The sequence below is a fragment of the Enterococcus sp. DIV1208 genome (assembly GCF_050530455.1).
GTDB classification, from domain to species: domain Bacteria; phylum Bacillota; class Bacilli; order Lactobacillales; family Enterococcaceae; genus Enterococcus_B; species Enterococcus_B hirae.
Window position 1 is genome coordinate 1984072 of sequence record NZ_CP172887.1, and the last position, 19932, is coordinate 2004003.

General features: G+C 38.4%; 19 protein-coding genes and 1 tRNA gene. 3 read left to right on the top strand and 17 right to left on the bottom strand.

Features of this window, described 5'->3' with window-relative positions; genetic code table 11:
- Positions 1-60 precede the first annotated feature (60 nt).
- The 6 genes from eno to rpoN form a co-directional block, all read right to left on the bottom strand.
- The gene (gene eno, locus IGK91_RS09135; protein WP_010718611.1) at positions 61-1359 is read right to left on the bottom strand and encodes a phosphopyruvate hydratase; all 1299 of its coding nucleotides are present in this window, start codon (positions 1357-1359) and stop codon (positions 61-63) included.
- A 115-nt stretch (positions 1360-1474) separates the two neighbouring features.
- Complete coding sequence (gene tpiA, locus IGK91_RS09140; protein ID WP_010718612.1) at positions 1475-2230, bottom strand: triose-phosphate isomerase; 756 nt, start codon at positions 2228-2230, stop codon at positions 1475-1477.
- Positions 2231-2385: 155 nt separating this feature from the next.
- Complete coding sequence (locus IGK91_RS09145; protein ID WP_010718613.1) at positions 2386-3576, bottom strand: phosphoglycerate kinase; 1191 nt, start codon at positions 3574-3576, stop codon at positions 2386-2388.
- Positions 3577-3686: 110 nt separating this feature from the next.
- Positions 3687-4688 (bottom strand): type I glyceraldehyde-3-phosphate dehydrogenase, encoded by a 1002-nt coding sequence (gene gap / locus IGK91_RS09150; RefSeq protein ID WP_010718614.1) that lies wholly within the window; start codon positions 4686-4688, stop codon positions 3687-3689.
- A 40-nt stretch (positions 4689-4728) separates the two neighbouring features.
- Entirely contained in the window at positions 4729-5820 is a 1092-nt protein-coding gene (locus IGK91_RS09155) for a sugar-binding transcriptional regulator (RefSeq protein WP_172595671.1), read from the bottom strand.
- Positions 5821-5972: 152 nt separating this feature from the next.
- Positions 5973-7304, bottom strand: coding sequence for an RNA polymerase factor sigma-54 (gene rpoN / locus IGK91_RS09160; RefSeq protein WP_010718616.1), 1332 nt, complete (start codon positions 7302-7304; stop codon positions 5973-5975).
- A gap of 59 nt (positions 7305-7363) precedes the next feature.
- On the opposite strand from rpoN, the gene IGK91_RS09165 reads away from it, so the two are divergent.
- Positions 7364-7435, top strand: a tRNA-Arg gene (locus IGK91_RS09165).
- 214 nt (positions 7436-7649) lie between these two features.
- On the opposite strand, the gene IGK91_RS09170 is transcribed toward IGK91_RS09165, so the two are convergent.
- The 11 genes from IGK91_RS09170 to IGK91_RS09220 all read right to left on the bottom strand — a co-directional run bounded on the left by IGK91_RS09170 (position 7650) and on the right by IGK91_RS09220 (position 17368).
- Positions 7650-8261, bottom strand: a complete 612-nt coding sequence (locus IGK91_RS09170) for a hypothetical protein (RefSeq protein WP_081123229.1) — start codon at positions 8259-8261, stop codon at positions 7650-7652.
- Between the two features lie 375 nt (positions 8262-8636).
- On the bottom strand, positions 8637-9155 hold the full coding sequence (locus tag IGK91_RS09175; protein ID WP_034867362.1) for a GrdB-related putative oxidoreductase: 519 nt from the start codon (positions 9153-9155) through the stop codon (positions 8637-8639).
- A 14-nt stretch (positions 9156-9169) separates the two neighbouring features.
- The gene (gene celB / locus IGK91_RS09180) at positions 9170-10525 is read right to left on the bottom strand and encodes a PTS cellobiose transporter subunit IIC (RefSeq protein WP_010738000.1); all 1356 of its coding nucleotides are present in this window, start codon (positions 10523-10525) and stop codon (positions 9170-9172) included.
- Positions 10526-10577: 52 nt separating this feature from the next.
- Entirely contained in the window at positions 10578-10907 is a 330-nt protein-coding gene (locus IGK91_RS09185; protein ID WP_010718620.1) for a PTS sugar transporter subunit IIB, read from the bottom strand.
- Between the two features lie 61 nt (positions 10908-10968).
- Positions 10969-11916 (bottom strand): N(4)-(beta-N-acetylglucosaminyl)-L-asparaginase, encoded by a 948-nt coding sequence (locus IGK91_RS09190; RefSeq protein ID WP_034699124.1) that lies wholly within the window; start codon positions 11914-11916, stop codon positions 10969-10971.
- Between the two features lie 145 nt (positions 11917-12061).
- Positions 12062-13345: a Sapep family Mn(2+)-dependent dipeptidase gene (locus tag IGK91_RS09195; RefSeq protein ID WP_164907393.1), complete on the bottom strand. Its 1284-nt coding sequence runs from the start codon at positions 13343-13345 to the stop codon at positions 12062-12064.
- A gap of 19 nt (positions 13346-13364) precedes the next feature.
- On the bottom strand, positions 13365-14090 hold the full coding sequence (locus IGK91_RS09200) for a GntR family transcriptional regulator, LSA1692 subfamily (RefSeq protein WP_010738003.1): 726 nt from the start codon (positions 14088-14090) through the stop codon (positions 13365-13367).
- Positions 14091-14675: 585 nt separating this feature from the next.
- Positions 14676-15569 (bottom strand): RsiV family protein, encoded by an 894-nt coding sequence (locus IGK91_RS09205; protein ID WP_010738004.1) that lies wholly within the window; start codon positions 15567-15569, stop codon positions 14676-14678.
- A gap of 27 nt (positions 15570-15596) precedes the next feature.
- The gene (locus tag IGK91_RS09210; RefSeq protein WP_010738005.1) at positions 15597-16109 is read right to left on the bottom strand and encodes an RNA polymerase sigma factor; all 513 of its coding nucleotides are present in this window, start codon (positions 16107-16109) and stop codon (positions 15597-15599) included.
- A gap of 134 nt (positions 16110-16243) precedes the next feature.
- The gene (gene rpoE, locus IGK91_RS09215) at positions 16244-16855 is read right to left on the bottom strand and encodes a DNA-directed RNA polymerase subunit delta (RefSeq protein ID WP_010718626.1); all 612 of its coding nucleotides are present in this window, start codon (positions 16853-16855) and stop codon (positions 16244-16246) included.
- 75 nt (positions 16856-16930) lie between these two features.
- Positions 16931-17368 (bottom strand): DUF1934 domain-containing protein, encoded by a 438-nt coding sequence (locus IGK91_RS09220; protein ID WP_010718627.1) that lies wholly within the window; start codon positions 17366-17368, stop codon positions 16931-16933.
- Between the two features lie 370 nt (positions 17369-17738).
- Between IGK91_RS09220 and IGK91_RS09225 the strand changes: the two genes are divergently transcribed.
- A complete protein-coding gene (locus IGK91_RS09225; RefSeq protein WP_010738006.1) occupies positions 17739-18569 on the top strand; it encodes a lipoate--protein ligase family protein in 831 nt (276 codons plus the stop codon).
- A complete protein-coding gene (locus IGK91_RS09230; RefSeq protein ID WP_010738007.1) occupies positions 18553-19923 on the top strand; it encodes an HD domain-containing protein in 1371 nt (456 codons plus the stop codon). Before IGK91_RS09225 ends, IGK91_RS09230 begins: the two co-directional genes overlap by 17 nt.
- Positions 19924-19932 lie beyond the last annotated feature (9 nt).

Consider the following 19932-nt stretch of genomic DNA (forward strand, 5'->3'; position numbering starts at 1 on the left):
CCAGCGCAGCTACATAATCGACGCTCCGCTATCCGTCGTACTTACTTGATCGTCCTAAAATTATTTGTTTTTTAAGTTGTAGAAAGATTTCAAACCTTTGTATTCAGCAACTTCGCCTAATTGGTCTTCGATACGTAGTAATTGGTTGTATTTAGCAATACGGTCAGTACGTGATAGAGAACCAGTTTTGATTTGACCAGCGTTTGTTGCAACAGCAATATCAGAGATTGTTGAATCTTCTGTTTCACCTGAACGGTGAGAAACAACTGCTGTGTAGCCAGCTTCTTTAGCCATTTCGATTGCTTCAAAAGTTTCTGTCAAAGTACCGATTTGGTTAACTTTGATTAGGATTGAGTTAGCGATTCCTTTTTCAATACCTTCAGATAATTTTTGAGTGTTTGTTACGAACAAGTCGTCACCAACTAATTGAACTTTGTCGCCTAATACGTCAGTTAATTTCTTGAATCCGTCCCAGTCGTTTTCGTCTAATCCGTCTTCGATTGAGATGATTGGATATTTAGAAACTAATTCTTCGTAGAATTTGATCATTTCGTCAGTTGTTTTTTCGCCTTCGCCTGAATCAGCTAATACGTAAACACCTTTTTCTTTGTCGTAGAATTCTGAAGAAGCAGCATCCATAGCAAGAACAACGTCTTTACCAGGTACATAGCCAGCTTTTTCGATTGCTTCGATGATTACTTCAAAACCTTCTTCGTTTGAACCAAGGTTAGGAGCGAATCCACCTTCGTCACCAACAGAAGTAGCTAATCCACGAGATTTCAAGATTGCTGCTAATGCGTGGAATACTTCAGCACCCATACGTAGAGCTTCTTTGAATGTTGGAGCGCCAACAGGCATGATCATGAATTCTTGGAAGTCGATTGAGTTATCCGCATGTGATCCACCGTTGATGATGTTCATCATTGGAGTTGGTAAAACTTTTGTATTGAATCCGCCTAGGTAGTGGTATAAAGGTACTTCTAGGTAGTCAGCAGCTGCACGAGCAACAGCGATAGATACACCTAAAATTGCGTTCGCACCTAATTTACCTTTGTTAGGAGTTCCGTCTAAAGCGATCATAGCTTTATCGATTGCCATTTGGTCACGTACATCGTAGCCAATGATTGCTTCAGCAATGATGTTGTTTACGTTGTCAACAGCTTTAGTTACACCTTTACCGCCATAACGAGCTTTGTCTCCATCACGTAATTCAACGGCTTCGTATTCACCAGTTGAAGCACCTGAAGGAACCATTCCACGGCCAAAAGCTCCGCTTTCTGTGTATACTTCTACTTCGATTGTTGGGTTACCGCGTGAGTCTAAGATCTCGCGAGCGTAAACATCAGTAATAATTGACATGTTTTGTCTCTCCTTTGAGTTTGTTTTTTCCTAAGGGATTTCCCTCATATACGATTTTAGTTAATTTTAGGCGTTAGTGCAAACATTTCTTGCATTTTTCGCAAATTTTCACTAATTATTTTACAGCGTCTAATAATGCTAAGAATGAATCAGCTTGTAAGCTTGCGCCACCAACTAATGCTCCGTCAACATTTTCTTTCGCCATATATTCAGCAATGTTTTCTGGTTTTACAGAACCACCGTATTGGATACGTACTGCATCAGATACTTCCTTGCCGTATAATTTTTCAACTGTTTGACGTACAACGCCACAGATTTCGTCAGCAATTTGTGCATCAGCTGATTTACCAGTACCGATTGCCCAAATTGGTTCGTAAGCAATAACCATGTTGCTTACTTGGCCATCTGTCAATCCTTCAAGACCAGCAGTGATTTGTCCTTCGATCCATTCAGCTGTTTTTCCAGCTTCGTAAGTTTCTAAAGATTCACCACAGCAAAGAATTGGGATCATGCCGTTTGCAAAGATAGCTTTCGCTTTTTTGTTGATGTCTTCATCTGTTTCATGGAAGTATTCACGACGTTCTGAATGTCCGATGATCACATAGTCCACACCTAAGTCTGCTAAAGCAGCTGGTGAAGTTTCACCTGTGAATGCACCTGAGTTTTCCCAGTAGCAGTTTTGTGCTGAGATTTTTAATTCTGTTCCTTCAGCTGAAGCCATTAGTTCTTGTAAGAACAAAGCAGGTGATCCGATAACAGAATCAACTTTTTCATTTGAAGGGATGTTGTTTTTTACTGCTTCAGCAAATTCTTTTGCTTCAGATGCAGTTTTGTTCATTTTCCAGTTACCAGCGATAATTGGTTTACGCATGACAGTATGCACTCCTTTAAAATTATGAGTCGTGGAACTCTCCTCCACGTATAAAAAGAAAAAGCTGCTTTTTGGTTAAGTTTATTTGAGTTTGAATCAATTCACCGTTGCAAAAAGCAGCTGTCTTCATCTAAATCAGATACAACGAACGATGCTTATTTATCGTTGATTGCAGCTAAACCAGGTAGTTCTTTACCTTCTAGTAATTCTAAGCTTGCGCCGCCACCTGTTGAGATATGTGTGAATTTGTCAGCAAAACCTAATTGTTCTGCAGCTGCTGCTGAGTCACCACCACCGATGATTGTTGTTGCATCTTCAAGGTTAGCGATTGCTTCACAAACACCGATTGTACCTTTAGCAAAGTTACTCATTTCGAACACACCCATTGGTCCGTTCCAAACAACTGTTTTTGCACCTTGTAATGTATCAGCAAATAATTTCACTGACGCAGGGCCGATGTCTAAAGCCATCAATCCTTCAGGGATATCGCCTTCGATTACTTGTGTTTCAACATCGTTTGAGAACTCTGGAGCACAAACGTTATCGATTGGCAAGACTAATTTGTCGCCAGCTTTTTCGATCAATTCTTTTGCTAATTCAACTTTATCAGCTTCTACTAAAGAGTTACCGATTTTGATTCCTTTAGCTTCGTAGAATGTGTAAGTCATTCCGCCACCGATCAAGATTTTGTCTGCTTTAGGAATCAAGTTTTCGATTACACCGATTTTATCAGAAACTTTTGCGCCACCTAAGATTGCGATCATAGGGCGTTTTGGTTCTTCAACGGCTTCACCGATAAATTTGATTTCTTTTTCCATCAAGAATCCAGCAACTGTTGGGATACCAGTTGAAGCAATTCCGACGTTTGAAGCATGCGCACGGTGAGCTGTACCGAAAGCATCATTGACAAATACATCACCTAATGAAGCCCAGTATTTACCTAGGTCTGCATCATTTTTGCTTTCTTTTTTGCCATCAATGTCTTCAAAACGAGTGTTTTCAAAAACAACCACGTCGCCATCTTTCATGCCATTGATTGCTGCTTCTAATTCTGCACCACGAGTTTCAGGAACGAAAGTTACTTCTTTTCCTAATAGTTCGCCTAAACGTTTTGCAACTGGAGCTAAAGATTTACCTTCTTTATCTTCTTCCGTTTTTACACGTCCTAAGTGAGAGAAAAGAATTGCTTTTCCGCCTTGTTCTAATACGTAGTTGATTGTTGGTAATGCTGCTTTGATACGTGTGTCATCTGTGATCACGCCATCTTTCAAAGGAACATTAAAGTCAACACGGACAAGAACTTTTTTATCTTTTAAATCAATATCTTTCACTGTTTTCTTAGCCATTTTATTTCCTCCTAAATAAACTTACTATCAAAAAAAGCGGAAGAAGCGCGATTGCTTCCCCGCTTTTAAGTGTACATGCTTATAAATTACACTTGTACGTTTGGTCTATCTTATAAGTTAGCGAAGTATTCTAAAGTACGTACTAATTGTGCAGTGTAAGACATTTCGTTGTCATACCAAGCAACAGTTTTAACTAATTGTTTGTCGCCAACAGTCATTACTTTAGTTTGTGTAGCGTCAAATAATGAACCGAAAGTCATACCAACGATATCAGAAGAAACGATTTCGTCTGTGTTGTATCCGTAAGATTCGTTTGAAGCTTCTTTCATTGCTGCGTTGATTTCGTCAACAGTTACTTCTTTTTCAAGAACTGTAACTAATTCAGTTAATGAACCTGTTGGTACAGGAACACGTTGAGCAGCTCCGTCTAATTTACCGTTCAATTCAGGGATTACTAAACCGATAGCTTTAGCAGCACCTGTTGAGTTAGGAACGATGTTTGCAGCAGCAGCGCGTGCACGGCGGAAGTCACCTTTAGGATGAGGTCCGTCTAGAGTCATTTGGTCACCTGTGTAAGCGTGGATAGTTGTCATTAATCCTTCAACAACACCAAATTTGTCGTTTAATGTTTTAGCCATAGGAGCTAAACAGTTAGTAGTACATGAAGCACCTGAGATAACTGTTTCTTTACCAGTTAATGTTTCGTGGTTTGTGTTATAAACGATTGTTGGAACGTCATTTCCACCAGGAGCTGAGATAACAACACGTTTAGCACCAGCTGTTAAATGTTTTTCAGCAGCTGCTTTTGAAGTGAAGAAACCAGTACATTCTAGAACGATGTCAACACCTAGTTCGCCCCAAGGTAATTCTTCAGGGTTACGGTTAGCTAAAACTTTAACTTCTTTTCCGTTAACGTTGAATGAACCTTCGTGAACTTCAACTGTTCCGTTGAAACGTCCTTGAGTTGTGTCATATTTTAACAAGTGTGCTAACATTTTAGCATCTGTTAAGTCGTTGATTGCTACTACTTCGATTCCATCTACATCTTGGATACGACGGAATGCTAGACGTCCGATACGTCCAAAACCATTAATACCTACTTTAACTGTCATTTAAGATTTCCTCCTTATGAAAATCAAAAAAATATTTATTTTAAAGGGATACCCCTTTTAAAATCTCTTTTGCTGCAGCTTCATCAGTGATGAGCCACGTTTGTTTTGGTGCATTTTTCATATAGGCGCGAATCGCTTTTGCTTTTGACTTTCCCCCAGCAATCGCAAGAATGATGGGTACATTTGCCAAATCTTTCAATTCGATTCCGATGCGAGGAACTTTATATACGACTTCGCCATTTTCATTAAAAAAATAGCCGAAAGATTCCGCCACCGCATTCGCCTGTTTCAGCATGACTAATTCCTTTTCAGTCATTTTTCGACGTGCTGCCATATGGAGTGCGCGTCCAATACTATGAATAACACAATTTGCCTGACTAATCAAGTTTAACACTTCTTGAATAGAGGGTTCATTGAGCAAGGAATTGTACGTTGCTAAACTTAATTGTTCTGGAACATACAATGCACGATGATTTCCACTTGCTTTTGTAGCCATTCTAGCACTTACGGAATTGGCTTGTACAGTCACAGCCTCTCCGATACCACCACGAGCTGGCACAAATAGATTATGTCGCTGATTGTTTTCCAAATTTGTCAGTTGTTCAGCTACTACAGCCATCGTTGTTCCCCCCATTACAGCAATGATATTATTGCCCTCCGGTAGTAACAAATCTAAAGCTTCATTTAATGCTTCACCAAAAGCATCCGCCACTTTAGGCTGTTCTTCACTGTTTCCTGATACCACGATACAACGTTGATTCCCAAAATACTCAGCCAGTTTTTTTTCTGTCTGATGCATTCCTAAAAGTTGATCCATGAAGTTCTCAAGGCTTTGATAAACTTCTTCTCCTTTTTTGGTCAAAGTCATACCGCTTTTAGAGGTGTTGATCAAATCTAACTGTTTCAATAGATCTGTTTCTGTTCGTAATACGCGTTCTGTGATGCCCATACTCTCTGATAAACTACGACGACCTATTGGCTGCATCCAATAAATATTACGTAAAATTTTATATCTTTCCTGTAAAACCTCGATAATATCCGGTGCAACAGATTCAATCATTTTCAATTCATCAAGCATAGCGATCTCCTTAGTTGGACGATATTTGTCCAATGTAGACTCAAAACGACCCATGTACGATAAAAAAAGAAAAGCGACTTTCCTACTACTAAGTATTTAAAAGGAAAATCTCAACCTCACGAATGTAAGTCTAACAGTTTTACCCGTTTTTTTCAATAAAAAAAGACTAGAAAAAACTTTTCATTTTTTTCTAGTCGAGATTCACATTATCTATCATAACGTTTTCTTTTCGATGAACTTGGGATTCCCAGCAGGTCACGATATTTTGCAACCGTCCTTCTTGAAATCAATATTTCATCTTTTTTTAATAATTCTACGATCTTTTGATCAGAAAGTGGTTTGATTTTGTCTTCTTGATCCACAAGTTCTTGGATTTTCTTTTGTGCAGTATCAGCTGAGAGATCGGTCTCAGTATCTGTCCCACTTTGCTGTAGTCTAGTTGTAAAGAATTTCTTAAGCTCGAAAACCCCAAATTCAGTTTCCAGGTATTTTCCATTGACGGCACGGCTGACAGTGGATTCATGTACTTCCAACTCTTTTGCCACTTCTTTTAATGTCAGCGGTTTAATTGGTCTTTCTTTATTTGTGAAAAAGGCTTGTTGATGGGAAACAATGATTTGAGCCACCCGTAAAATCGTATCCCCTCGTTGTAGAATCGTTTTTTTCAACCAGTCAAATTCTTGTTTCCGTTCTTTCAAGTACGCTTGCGTTTCTTTGTCTGCTCTTTTAAGCATCTGATTAAAATAATGTTCTTGGAAACGAACGTCTGGTTGATTTCCTCGTCTAGAGAGGACAGACACTTTTTGGTCCTTATCAACCATCACTTTGACATCAGGAATGATATATAGTTCACTGCTTCGATCAAAAATTCGGCCAGGGCTTGGGCTAAGTGTTTGGATGTAATCAAAGATTCGTTGTACTTCACTAAGTTCGATTGAAAAGCGTTGAGCGATCTCTTTCCATTTGCGATCAACCAGCAACTCAAAACACTCTTCCAAAACGATATACGCTAACTCTGGTGCAAAGTCATCTCTTTCCGTTTGTAACATCAAACACTCTTGTAAACTTCGTGCCCCCACACCTGCTGGTTCAAGTTGTTGGACCAGCGTCAGTGCATCAAGGATCTCAATCGAAGTTGCATTTGTTTGTTCTTGTGCCTCTTTTAAATCAATCGTCAAAAATCCATTTAAATCAATGTACTCGACTAAATAAAGAACTAACTGACGTAAGAAGGTCTGCCGATAGTTCAAATGGATCTGTTCGATCAATGATTCAAATAAGGAAACACTGGTATCGGGAATTTGATTTAAGTAGTTGGTTTCTTCATTATCATTGGCTGATCTGATCTTCTGATAGTCAGATTGCCATTCTGGTTCCACTACTTCTATCAATGGATTTTCTAATGCTTGATTTTCAACAAATGCCAAGAGCTCTTCACTGTTATATTGCAATACCTGGATGGACTGTTGCAGATGTTGTGTCATGGCTAATTTTTGTGTTTGCTGTTGTTTTTGTGAAAAGTTTTGTTGAAATTTCATTTTTTTGTCCATTCCCCTTGTAATTTTTTTTTAGTTTCGTTACAATTGTGTCTGTACTTGCGTCCTTAGTGTAGTGGATATCACGTAAGATTCCGGTTCTTGAGACGGGGGTTCGATTCCCTCAGGACGCGTCTATTGCTATCTTAGCATATTTGGGAATGTTTTGCTTTCTAAATTTAAAAGATAAAAAGCTGATCCGCATGTATGGATCAGCTTTTTTCGTTATTTTTTGTGTAAACTAAGTTTTACGAGCCACCCATATCTCTCCCATCACTTTTCTTTAACCATTCACTATTATTCAGCAATGGTTAGCGATCGCTGTCCACTTCCTTACCCGCCTGCAAATCAAAAAGTGATTCGGTTTTCACTATAACTGTATTGGTAATGGCTCCCGGCATCCTTTGTAGTAAACCTTAGATCTAGCGCACTGTCTACACCACTCGTTGATCCGTTTTTCCATGAAGTCGTGCCTTGATTAAAGAAGTCACCATTCACGATATAATAGATACGATTGGCTTCTTCTAAGTTGACATAGACAGTTCCGGAAAAGGCTTTTGCCACTTTCTGGTCTTCTCTAACCAAATTTATTGCTACTATTCGTTTAATCGCTCTAAAATGACCACTTTCACTCGTTTCACAATAAAACCGCATCGTTGGCTTGTACGTCTTATTCACCGTCACAGTATGCGACAGTACACGAAAGGTTGCTCTATTTCGAGTAACTGTGTGAACAATCTTGTCCGAAGATTCGAGTTTTTGCCTTGCTTTTGTTGATGAAAGCTGAAGATCATTTGTGAGTTGCTCAATCATTTGATCATAAGTCATTACTTTGGAAAATGTTGCATGTGTTCCTACATTAGACTTGCTTGTAGTTGCCGCTATTTCTTGGGGATGAGAAACCAACAATAGAAGTATAGAGCTAACAAACAAGCTCATGAGTATCTTTACTTTGTTCATACATCACCACTTTTCTTCAATTAAGAATAAATCGCTTACAATAAATAGTTTATTGGACGATCCATTGAGATTCAAGTCTATTTTTCACTCTACTTTTTAATAAAGAGAAGGAATAAATCAATAAAGAGAAGGAGCAAGTTGGCAAACGATGAAATTCAGTTAGCTAATTGATTGAATCTTTCTACCCAAACATTGATCAAAGCCTTACGTGTTGCTCATCTCCCCTGATCCTGCTTGTGGCAAACTATTCTTTGCAACCTTCTTCACACAAAAAGCCAATCAAAACATACGTAATGATTGGCTTTTTTCCGTCATCTATCGAAACAGCTTTTCAACTTAAGAAAAGTCATTATGCTCCGTTTATTCACTTTTGATTCAAAAGATCATTTCTTGTTCTGAGGAAGTTCGTTCTTCTCCTTTCGCTAACTGTGTCACGATTGTTGCCATATTTTTATAGGATTGATTTAGTCCGATCCCACCTTTTTTTGGCATTTTAACGATGGGGATCACTTGCTGATATTTTGCTACAGCAGGATTTTCAACAGACATTGCAGCGACAGCAGGAATGCCTTCTTTGTTAAAAGCTTCGACTAACCCGCCTGCCATCTCTCCAAAATTAGGATAATGCATAGCTGGTCCACATAATATCGCATCTGCTCCAAACTTTTTGGCGAATCCGATAAATTTTTGTTTGACTTCTTCTGGATGACTTGAATAGTAACGATCACCGCAGTATAAAGTAGCAATAATCTCTGCCTTTTTTTCTTTAAACAATGGCGCTAATGTTTCTCCCGGTCCTAGAGCTGTTTTTTTTCCACCTGGAGGTAATTGTGCTTGTTCGTCACTTCCCATACCTGCGGTCACATGGTTGAGGATCAAAATGATTTTTTTCATGCTCCTACTCCTTTTTATAAGGTATCAAAATCAAAGTCATCAAAATTGATTTCTTCTGCTGTTGATTCTTCTGCCTCAAGCTCTTCTTTCAGATATTGATTGTCTAACACTTTGATGAATGGATAATAAACTGCCATTCCTAATAAAATAAGTAATCCCTGAAGGACAGAAGCTTGCCAACCGCTGACTAAAAAGCCTGAAATGATCGGTGGCGTTGTCCATGGAAGTTGAATCCCATTGGTGTAAGCAACTAACCCTAGATCCATACAAAAATAAGCAATAATGATATTGATCGTCGGTACTAAAGCAAATGGGATCAAAATGATTGGATTTAATACGATCGGTAAACCAAAGATGATCGGTTCATTGATCCCGAAAATTCCTGGTACAAGCGATAATTGTGAAAGTTTTTTCACTCGCTGACTTTTACATACAAGAATCATAATCAAAATCAATGATAAGGTAGAACCGCCCCCACCAAATGTTGCAAACATATCTTGAAATTGACCTGTAATGATATTAGGAATTTCATGTCCGTCTTTAAACGCATTTAGATTTTCAATCGATAAAGCACGAAGAACTGGATTGAAAACTGCACCTACGACACTTGAACCGTTGATTCCGAAAAACCAGAAAAAATGTAAAAATAAGTACGCAATGATCATAGCACCTAAGGTATTCCCTAAACTTAACAATGGTGTTTGTAAGAATTTAAACAGGATTTCTTGTAAATTCCCATATGTGGTTAAACTCGCTACCCAATTCGCCACCATAAAGAACGTTAAGATGACGAAACTTGGAATCAATGCTTCAAACGATTTAACAACAGTAGGCGGCACGCCATCTGGCATTTTGATTGTCCACCCTGTACGAATCAAGGCAACGAACATACGAGTCGCTACTAAAGCAACTACCATACCTAAAAATAAACCACTTGATCCCATCCAACGTAAAGGAAGACTTCCGACTTCAAATACTTCAGTCGAACCTTCTGGCGTAAATAATGTGGTAAAAGGCGTTACGATAAAGAATGAAACTAAAGAAATAATTGCTGCTTGCATCGCATCCACTTTAAATTGCTTTGCTAAACTATAACCGATGCCCCCAACTGCTAAAATCGTCATAATATCAAAACTGGCAGTGGCAGGCTTATTCAACATGACTGCCCAATTTTCCCCTAAAAATCCAGCCATCCATTCATTCCAATTTGGTATTGGAAAGTTGGTCAATACTAGAAACAATGACCCCACGATCAATAACGGTGTAGAAAGTAAAAAGCCATCTCGTATAGCAATCAAATATTTATTTTCTCCAACCGTTTTTGCCATTGGTGTCAAAACTTTTTCTAACCAATTCAAAAATTTTTGCATCTTTTTTCCCCCGATCTTTTTGTTGACTCCGACTGTTTCCGTTTACAAAAACTCATTTTCTACTTTCTTTGATCATTTTCAGGACATCTTTCATCGCACGTTCGCCATCCATCATGCCATATGCTTCTGTGGCAATTGTGCCTACAGGAATGCCTAACGGCTCAAACGTTTTTTTCATTTTGTCACTTAAATGACGAACTTGTGGTCCTAATAAGATAGCTACCGGTTTCTCTTGTTCAACTTTTTCCTCTGCATGGATTGCTGGGAACGCATGGATTTCTAGTGGCATCTGATGTTTTGTGACTACTTCCATCATTTTATTGACCATAATACTTGTTGACATACCTGCTTCACAGAATAAATAGATTTTTTTTGTTGCCATTTTTTTCTCCTCCTTATATATACATATGCTGATTATCAGCTAAATGACTTCGATACTGGGATCAAACTGGGGCTTTGATGCGTTTTTCATAAGCATCCAGCCATTCTTTGGTGATTGGTTCAATGATCGTTGTCTGATCAACTCCTGGATTAGCTAAGTAGATAGCTGGTTGCTCCTTTTCAGTTGCAACAGTAAACGTAAATTCGACATTGGTCGCAACTCCCCATTCACCTGCTTTATTCATAGCAACTAATGAAAAAGCACCTGCTTTGCCATACCGTTCTTTTAATAAATCAGTAAAAGAATACACAGCTTGATCACAGGCTTTTTGTGGAGTAACTCCTTCTCCCATCAAGCGAACAATTTCATAAGCTAGACAGCCTTTCATTAGATCTTCTCCTAGACCAGTTGCTGTCGCACCACCGATTTGACTGTCGACGTAAAAACCAGAACCTGATAAAGGGGAATCTCCCACACGACCTTGCTTTTTCATAAATAATCCAGAACTAGACGTTCCTGCAGCCATGCCAGTGTGTTGATCCAAAGAAACTACGCCCACCGTATCATGTCCGTCATAGGGGCTTAGATTCGTTTTCGCCACTTCTGCCACTCGTTTTTGCCAAATTTTTTTAGCTCTTGGCGTTAGCATGTTTTTCCGTTCGAATCCTGCTAGCATTGCATATTCAGTGGCTCCTTGTCCTACGCGAAAACTATTGAATTTTTCATTACTTAATTTTCTGGCAACTGATATTGGATTCGCAATATCTACGATCCCAGCCACTGCCCCAATTTTGAACGTATCCCCATCCATAAAAGCCGCATCCATTTCTACAATGCCTCGTTCGTTTGGCAAGCCACCATAGCCAACTGATTTATAAAATGGATAGTCTTCTACACATTTGATTGACGTTTCCACAGCATCTCCGCATGTTCCTTCCTGTTCTAATAATTCTTTGGCAGCTAACACACCATCATGTGCCATACGCCACGTTGCGATAATTCCCCACATGTTTACTCCTCCTATATATAGCGCTTACATCTATTTTATTTAGTATATACTATTATGTCTATACTAAAAAGAGACTTTTCTTAAAATCTAATTGATTTATAAGAGAAGTCTCTGATAATCTTTTTTTTAAAAAATATATAACTGTTTATTCGATCAATGCTTGAATGCTTCGCAGGTATATCTCTAAATTCATACGCAGATCTGTTACTTCCATATACTCGTTTTTGTTATGCGCAATCCCTTTTTGCCCTGGAAAAGAGGGACCAAACGCTAATACATTAGGAATCTTTCTGGCATAAGTAGCACCCGTTGTCGTCACTGGTGTAGGGTCGTTCCCAGTAATCTCGCCATAAATTTGAGATAGTTTTTTGATTTCAGGCGAATCTTTTTTCTGACAGATCCCTGGAATACTGCGATTGATTGTAAAAGTCGCTTTCTCGGGCAACTGTTTAGCCAACCCACTCACGACTTCCTCTTCTGTGACTGAAACAGGGTAACGAAAAGCAACTTCTAAATCTAACCCGTTAGTGTTTTTTTGCAAATTCACAGGTGTAAGAATCAACCTGCCTGAATCTTCATCAGACAAAGCAAGCTCGATTCCTTCTCCATAATGTTTATTGTGGAAAGCTTGCCAAATCCAATCAAAATAAGCTCGTATTTGTTCTGGAACAGCTGAATCTGCTTTGATTTTTTCGGCAAGCAGCGTAATCGCATTCTCTCCTAATTCTGGGGCATTACTTGGAGAACGTTTTCCTTCCACATCAAATTTTTTCGCATTAATCGACACACTCAGCTGGTCTGGCACATGATCTCGATATTGATCCCCTGCAAAATCACTGATTTGAATAACTTCTTCTTTAACTAATGGGAAATGAATCGTTAGGTTGACTACTCCTCTTTCTCCGTAAACAACTGGATATTTACAATCTGGCGTAAAACCAAATGATGGCGGAACTTCAGCCTGTAAATAATGCGCCACATCAGACATCCCACTTTCTTCGTCAGTCCCAAAAATAATGCGGATTGTTTTTTTAGGAACCGCTCCCATTTTTTTCAACAGGATCAGAGCATAAAAACAACTAATGATCGGCCCTTTATTATCTAAAATCCCTCGTCCATAAAAGCGTCCATCTTTTTCGCTTAAATCAAAGGGTGGAAAATCCCATCCCGATCCTGCTGGAACCACATCTAAATGACCAATGATCCCAATATAGTCCTCATCATCTTCTCCCCATTGGACGTACCCGATCGCATCATCAATCACTTTGGTCTTAAACCCTACTTCTTTTCCTTTTTTAAGTACAAGGTCCAACACTTCTCGAGGTGCTTTCCCAAACGGAGCATGATCTTCCGGCTCCCCTTTCACACTTGGTACTTTCATAACTGTTTGAAGAAATTCAAGAAATTCCTCCCAATGTTCATCAATCATCGACTTGCGTTTTTTCAATTTATTCACTCCTTTTTTGACGAATCAACGTATTTTTAAATGTATATTTATCTGCACGATAATACGAGCAGTCATATAAGATTGGTTTGGCTGCTGGCGAATATGTCATTGAATGGACAAACAACATCGGTTCATCCACAGCTACTTGCAAGAGTTTTGCCACGTCAGCCGTCGCTTTCACTGCTTCGATTTCTTGGTGGGAATAAGCAATTTCAACGTTTTTTTCGATCACTTGATAGAGTGACCCACTTAATTCTTCTTGAGAGACTTCTCCCAGATAACGTTTTAAAATATAAAGATTTTCAACCGTCATTGGTTCGTCATCAAAATAACGTAATCGTCTCAAATGAACGATTGGCTCAGAAATCGATTCACCAAAAGCTTGTTTAACATTCGTTGGTAGTTGTTCAGTAACTTCGCATTCTAAGACTTGCGTTTTTGTCTTTTTCCCTTGGATTCGAGCAGTTTCGGTAAAGCTTTGCAGTCCTCCAGAGCCACTTTGGATCTTAGGTTGTTTCATGACATACGTGCCTTTACTTTTTTCTTTGATCAACTTATTTTGGCTGATCAATAATTCGATTGCTTTACGAACAGTTAAACGACTACATTGAAACTCGTCTGCTAAATCATATTCTGAAGGTAATTTTTGACTAGAAACGTAAATTCCTTCCATGATTCGCTTCTCAATTTCATTCGCAATTTCTTGAAATTTTGGTTGTTTTTTCACGAGATTCCTCCTAAAATATTCTCCAAACTTTCTGCTAGCTTTATTTATTAGCAGAACCAACAATAATGAGAAAATATTTTTATCCAACAATAAGTATATACTAAAAAGTATATACTTTCACATCATTTACGATATTTGCACAAAAAATTCTAGGACGAAATTTGGATAGTTCTCTAAAATAAAAGGGACTGAAACAAAACTTGCTTCAGTCTCTTCTAGTATCTCTAAAAACGAATAAATGATGTTCAAAGAGCTGACCTCTTGTTCACGGTGAGAAAAAAGTAGCATCTTCAAAAAATTTGTCGAAATTGACCAAAAATTTGTGAAGCACCAAGTAGGTAACAATCAACAGCAAAAACCAGTGTTTGCGTTTTTTGTCAATTTTCGGAAATTCCTTCTTATTTCTTGATGCGAAATACTTTTGTCTCAATCTCTCTTAAACAGCTATTTATCCAACAATGGCTGTCCTAGACATTTTGTATATATTATAACCATGTATAATTGAACTATTTGAAGTATTTTTCCAAAATCAAATCAACTCTTATGATAGCGCAAAGGATCAGTTATTTATTTTTTAGGTTGAGCTTACTCATTTAAGTAATCTGGAGAAGCTAAAAGTGAACGTGTCACTTCTTTAGGTATCACAAAGGTTGGTGTGCCCATATAGCCAGGTGCGATCGAAAATTGATCGTAAACTAAGACTAGCTCGTGATTTTTATTGATATAAAAAGATGTGTCTTTAGTAACTAATGGCGTTTTTTTGATTAGTCCATCTTTAAAATCATCATCTGTCCAATAATACTGATCAGGGTTTTCTTTGCTATTTTTTTGCATTTGCTCTTTGACTTCATTTGTCAAAACGGAAAGATACTGATCATCTTTGAATAAAAGTGGTAAAGATAGGACTACTCCGCTTTTTTTATCAATCGTATCATAACGCTTTTCCGTATAGCTGTCTGCGGCAGTTTGTGTCATCTTTCGTTCAATCACTAAAAAACGCGGATCATCCAACAGTTTCTGATAATCTCCCGTAACTTGAAAATGATTTGTTTTAAAGTCTTGGTACTGTACTTTTGCTTTTTCAAAGTTTTCTTGTCCTTCACGAAAGTACTTTTTGTTCAGTCCAGCAATCGTCTGACTATTTTCTTTATCTTTTGTACTGATTTGCGGCACTCGGATCTCGATTGTTTCATCAGACAGTGTTTTCCCTAAAATTAATTTCACGACTGGGCCAATCAAGGGTAAATCTTCAGCAAAACTACGAATTTGATTGTTAAAAAAAATACTGCTGAACATCATCGCAATAATAGCAAAAGATAGAATAAGTCCTTTCACTTGTTTTTTTCGTTTCACTCGCTGGTTAAACCTTTGTTCTTCTAATGAGTAGCGCTTGATCATCTCATTTTTGATACCATGAGGGATTTCTTGTTGTTGATAGACTTGTTTCAGTTGTTCTAGTTCCTTCTGAGCTGAATACATCCGTCTTTCTCTCCTTTATTGTGATTTTTACTGTAAGATTTTTCTTAGCTGATTTAACGTACGATACATTTTGGTTTTGACGGTGTTTTCATTCAAATCAAGAATCTCTGCAATTTCTTTTAAACGAAAGCCTTCAAAAAAATGTAAAATCAAAATTTCCTTTTCGGGGCTATCAATTCCTTCAATGATTCCATGTAAATCAGTCAATGAATCGTCCGTTGTGTGAGCGAGTTGAATCGTTTCTTCTTCCAATGTTTCCGATTGATTTCGTTTTTGCTTACGCCAAGCATCGATCGCTGTTCGTATCAAAATACGATAAAACCAAGCTGAAAATCGTTCAATCTCTTTCCCTTGTTCAATAGCAGCTAACGCTTTATGAAAACTGTCTTGCATTACGTCCAATGCTTCTTCTTTGTTATGAACATAATTCATTGTGATCCGAAACATTTTCTCATATTCCTCTTGGATCAATTCACTTAATAAATTCTTTGATTTTTCGATTTGCTTCTTTTTCTTGTAACGATTAAAAATCGGACCCATCTCCTTTCCCTCTCACTTACTATGACGATCAAACAAACCAAAAAGTTTCAATTATTTTTTTATTTATGTAAAAAATCAATACAAAAAAACTGCAGATCCCTTATTGGGGGATCTGCAGCTATGAAGCCGAAAGTCTATTCTTCGGTGAACTCTTCGTCCTCGTAGTCTTCGTCTTCATCGTCATCTTCAATGATGCTTAGATCTTCTTCGATGTTGCCTGGTAATTCTTCTTCATCGTCACTTGTGTCGTCTGCACCGATTTCTTGCAAGTCAGAGTTATAAGCAGCGATTTCTTCATCATCGTCATCATCATCTTCAAAAAGATCATCGTCATCTTCGTCAGACAAGTCAGTATCTTCTGGGTCATCATCATTATAATCGATCGCATCTTCATCATCGTTGATAAAGGCATTGACTTTTTTACGTTTGCGTCGACGAGGTGTATCTTCATCTTCTTCGTCAATTCCATGGTTTACTTCTTCATCGATCGAATCGATCGCATACCATGAACGCAAGCCCCAACGATTGTCACCTAATGAAATAAAGCTACCATCAATATTTAAGTCAGTATAAAATTGTGCCAGTGAATCACGAATCTCACTGTCTGATTTTCCAAGATAGGTTTGGATTTGGTTGGCTAAATCAGAAAAATCCATCACATCGCCACGTTGTTCTAAGATCGCATGTGCTACTTCGATCATTGATAATTCGTTTTTGTTTGCACCTTCAAATACACTAATTTCCAATCAGGACACGTCCTTTCACAGTCTACTCCTTATCATACAAAATCATACGTAAAAAATCAAACGTTTCTTTGCGATTTAAGCAGTAAAATCTAAAGTTAAATAATATTCCCCTAATTTTTCTGGTCCCATTAGCAAGTCGTATTCAATCATTACTTTCCCAGCGGTTGGTCGGTCTTTCAAACTAACATGTAATTCTTTGGTATACGTTTCAATTTGAAGCATGCCATAAGGTGTCCGATACGTTGTTTCCAAACGTTCACGATACCCGAATTTTAGTCGCATCCGTGTTTCTCCCGCACGAATCAATTGAACCTGTCCATCGGGCATCAATTTGATCGTTACAGGGATTTCTTCTGCTGTATTTTCCTGAATTTCCTGGTATCGTATGTATAACGTATCCCCAATTTTGACCATTTGACCTTTCAGATCAAAGAAAAAGTCTTGATGTTCCCCATTTTGCATGACTTTCGTCCGTAATTTGATTGAAATGGGTGTTCCTTGCGATTGTGCCATTTTACCTTCTCCTTTACTTCATATAGGTACATTGTTCCTAGTTTTCGTCTATTTGTCAAACAACTCGTCATCGAAGAGGTTGTGAAAGCATCGGGGAGCTCCGATGACAATAAGAAAGAATTTTTTAAAATAGCTTCTCATATTTTGAAAAATTCAGGCTTATTTCAAGGAGCTGATGCTTGAACACCGTTTATTCGTTTTTAGAGCTACCAGAAGAGACTGAGCCAAGTTTTGTCCCAGACTCAATAAATTCTTTTTTTAGAGTATATTAGAGTATAGTATAATAATGAGAGAAACTCCCATGAAACGATGACAAACGTGAATCATTGGAATGTCAATCGATGATTAATTATATAAAGGAGCGAATGTAATGAATCCAACAATTATTTTGGATCAAAAAATTTATCAAAAAAATGATTTTACCCCTTTTGCTCTGACGGATATCTTAACCGAGTATTCAAAAAAAAACAACCAAAACTTTCTCCATTTTTGGCAATATGAACAAACGGTGATCTTAGGAATGAAAGATACTCGAACGCCCTACTTCCATGAAGGCATTCAGGAGCTAAGAAAAGCAGGCTATCAGCCAATCGTTCGTAACGCTGGTGGATTAGGGATCATTTCTGATCAAGGGGTTTTAAATATCTCATTGATTTTCCCTCAAAACGAACAGGAGAAGATATCGATTGATGCTGCCTATGAAAAAATGCTCACATTGACTCGTCTGGCTTTTCCAACCGTATCAATCGAAGCTTTTGAAGTGACTCATTCTTATTGTCCTGGTACGTATGACCTGAGTATCAACGGTAAAAAGTTTGCGGGGATCGCCCAACGTCGCATAAAAAACGGGATTTCTGTGATGATGTATGTTAGTGTCAATGGCGCACAACAAACCAGAGGTCAAGCGATGAAACGATTCTATCAAGAAGCGCTGAAAGAGGATTTCGGCACGAATGGTTACCCGGCGGTCGTTCCTGAAAGTATGGCAACCTTAGCTGATTTACTTGAAACGCCTTTAACCATTGAGGATGTAAAACAACAATTCCAATTGGCACTCACACAACTCTATGGAGAGAGTCGTTCAGTTGATGCGCTATGTTGGAAAGAGGCACATGTCACTTCTGAACAGTGGACGGATCAAATCAATCGAATGGAAGAACGAAATAAATTAAAGGAGCTTGCTGATGACTATTCCTTATAAATATCAATTATTACCGATCGAAAAGGTCTTTCGTGACCCGGTCCATAACTATATCCATGTCCAACACCAAGTCATTTTAGACTTGATCAATTCAAAAGAAGTCCAACGATTGCGCCGTATCAAACAGTTAGGCACTTCTTCCTTTACTTTTCACGGCGCTGAACATAGTCGGTTCACTCATTCATTAGGGGTCTATGAAATTTCAAGACGGATCTGTGATATCTTTTCCCGCAATTTCCCTCAAGAAAAAATTGGCGCTGACGGCTGGGATGATCGAGAACGTTTGGTTACGTTGTGCGCAGCATTGCTTCACGATGTTGGTCACGGTCCTTATTCTCATACATTTGAACATATTTTCCATACGAATCATGAAGCGATCACTGTAGAAATCATTACTTCTCCTGAAACGGAAGTTTATCAAATTTTGAATCGTGTGGAAGAAGGATTTCCAGAAAAAGTTGCCAGTGTGATCCAAAAAACGTATCCTAATCCCCAAGTCGTCCAAATGATTTCGAGTCAGATCGATGCTGATCGAATGGATTACTTGTTGCGAGATGCCTATTACACTGGGACAGAATACGGTACGTTTGATTTAACACGAATTTTACGTGTCATTCGTCCCTATAAAGGCGGGATCGCCTTTTCGATGAATGGGATGCACGCAGTCGAAGATTATATTGTGAGTCGCTATCAAATGTACGTTCAAGTTTATTTCCACCCTGTGTCTCGTGGCATGGAAGTAATTTTAGAACACTTGTTACATCGGGCGCATGAGTTGTATCGAGAAGATCCCAATGTGTTTGAATCCCATTCTCAACTACTCTTACCGTTTCTTGACGAAAACTTTACACTGGAAGAGTATTTAAAATTAGACGATGGCGTTTTAGGAACTTATTTTACCCAATGGACGGAATTTTCTGATCCAATCTTAAGTGATTTAGCTAAACGTTTCTTATACCGTAAACCGTTAAAATCGGCAACTTTTTCTGGGGATCGCTCTTCTTCCTTGATCAAGGAAATGACTGCTCTTGTGGAAAAAGTTGGCTACAATCCTGTCTACTATACTGCCATCAATTCCAGTTATGATTTGCCTTATGATTTTTATCGCCCCGAAGAAGGACGCCATCGAACACAAATCGAAATCTTGCGAAATGATGGAACTTTGGTAGAATTATCAGAGGTGAGCCAACTTGTGGCTGCTCTTGCTGGACAAGAACAAGGAGATGAACGATTTTTCTTTCCAAAAGAAATGGTTGATCCGTCTTTAAGAAATCACTACGATCTATTTGACGAAACCTATCAAGAATTTGCAAGCCATATCCGCAATGGTTCACTGATTACCCAAACAAACTAAAACACACGA

Excerpts from the sequence above, each read along its gene's own strand:
- eno (WP_010718611.1), bottom strand. The coding sequence starts at position 1,359 with ATGTCAATTATTACTGATGTTTACGCTCGCGAGATCTTAGACTCACGC.
- tpiA (WP_010718612.1), bottom strand. The coding sequence starts at position 2,230 with ATGCGTAAACCAATTATCGCTGGTAACTGGAAAATGAACAAAACTGCA.
- IGK91_RS09145 (WP_010718613.1), bottom strand. The coding sequence starts at position 3,576 with ATGGCTAAGAAAACAGTGAAAGATATTGATTTAAAAGATAAAAAAGTT.
- gap (WP_010718614.1), bottom strand. The coding sequence starts at position 4,688 with ATGACAGTTAAAGTAGGTATTAATGGTTTTGGACGTATCGGACGTCTA.
- IGK91_RS09155 (WP_172595671.1), bottom strand. The coding sequence starts at position 5,820 with ATGGGTCGTTTTGAGTCTACATTGGACAAATATCGTCCAACTAAGGAG.
- rpoN (WP_010718616.1), bottom strand. The coding sequence starts at position 7,304 with ATGAAATTTCAACAAAACTTTTCACAAAAACAACAGCAAACACAAAAA.
- IGK91_RS09170 (WP_081123229.1), bottom strand. The coding sequence starts at position 8,261 with ATGAACAAAGTAAAGATACTCATGAGCTTGTTTGTTAGCTCTATACTT.
- IGK91_RS09175 (WP_034867362.1), bottom strand. The coding sequence starts at position 9,155 with ATGAAAAAAATCATTTTGATCCTCAACCATGTGACCGCAGGTATGGGA.
- celB (WP_010738000.1), bottom strand. The coding sequence starts at position 10,525 with ATGCAAAAATTTTTGAATTGGTTAGAAAAAGTTTTGACACCAATGGCA.
- IGK91_RS09185 (WP_010718620.1), bottom strand. The coding sequence starts at position 10,907 with ATGGCAACAAAAAAAATCTATTTATTCTGTGAAGCAGGTATGTCAACA.
- IGK91_RS09190 (WP_034699124.1), bottom strand. The coding sequence starts at position 11,916 with ATGTGGGGAATTATCGCAACGTGGCGTATGGCACATGATGGTGTGTTA.
- IGK91_RS09195 (WP_164907393.1), bottom strand. The coding sequence starts at position 13,345 with ATGATTGATGAACATTGGGAGGAATTTCTTGAATTTCTTCAAACAGTT.
- IGK91_RS09205 (WP_010738004.1), bottom strand. The coding sequence starts at position 15,569 with ATGTATTCAGCTCAGAAGGAACTAGAACAACTGAAACAAGTCTATCAA.
- IGK91_RS09210 (WP_010738005.1), bottom strand. The coding sequence starts at position 16,109 with ATGGGTCCGATTTTTAATCGTTACAAGAAAAAGAAGCAAATCGAAAAA.
- IGK91_RS09220 (WP_010718627.1), bottom strand. The coding sequence starts at position 17,368 with ATGGCACAATCGCAAGGAACACCCATTTCAATCAAATTACGGACGAAA.
- IGK91_RS09225 (WP_010738006.1), top strand. The coding sequence starts at position 17,739 with ATGAATCCAACAATTATTTTGGATCAAAAAATTTATCAAAAAAATGAT.
- IGK91_RS09230 (WP_010738007.1), top strand. The coding sequence starts at position 18,553 with ATGACTATTCCTTATAAATATCAATTATTACCGATCGAAAAGGTCTTT.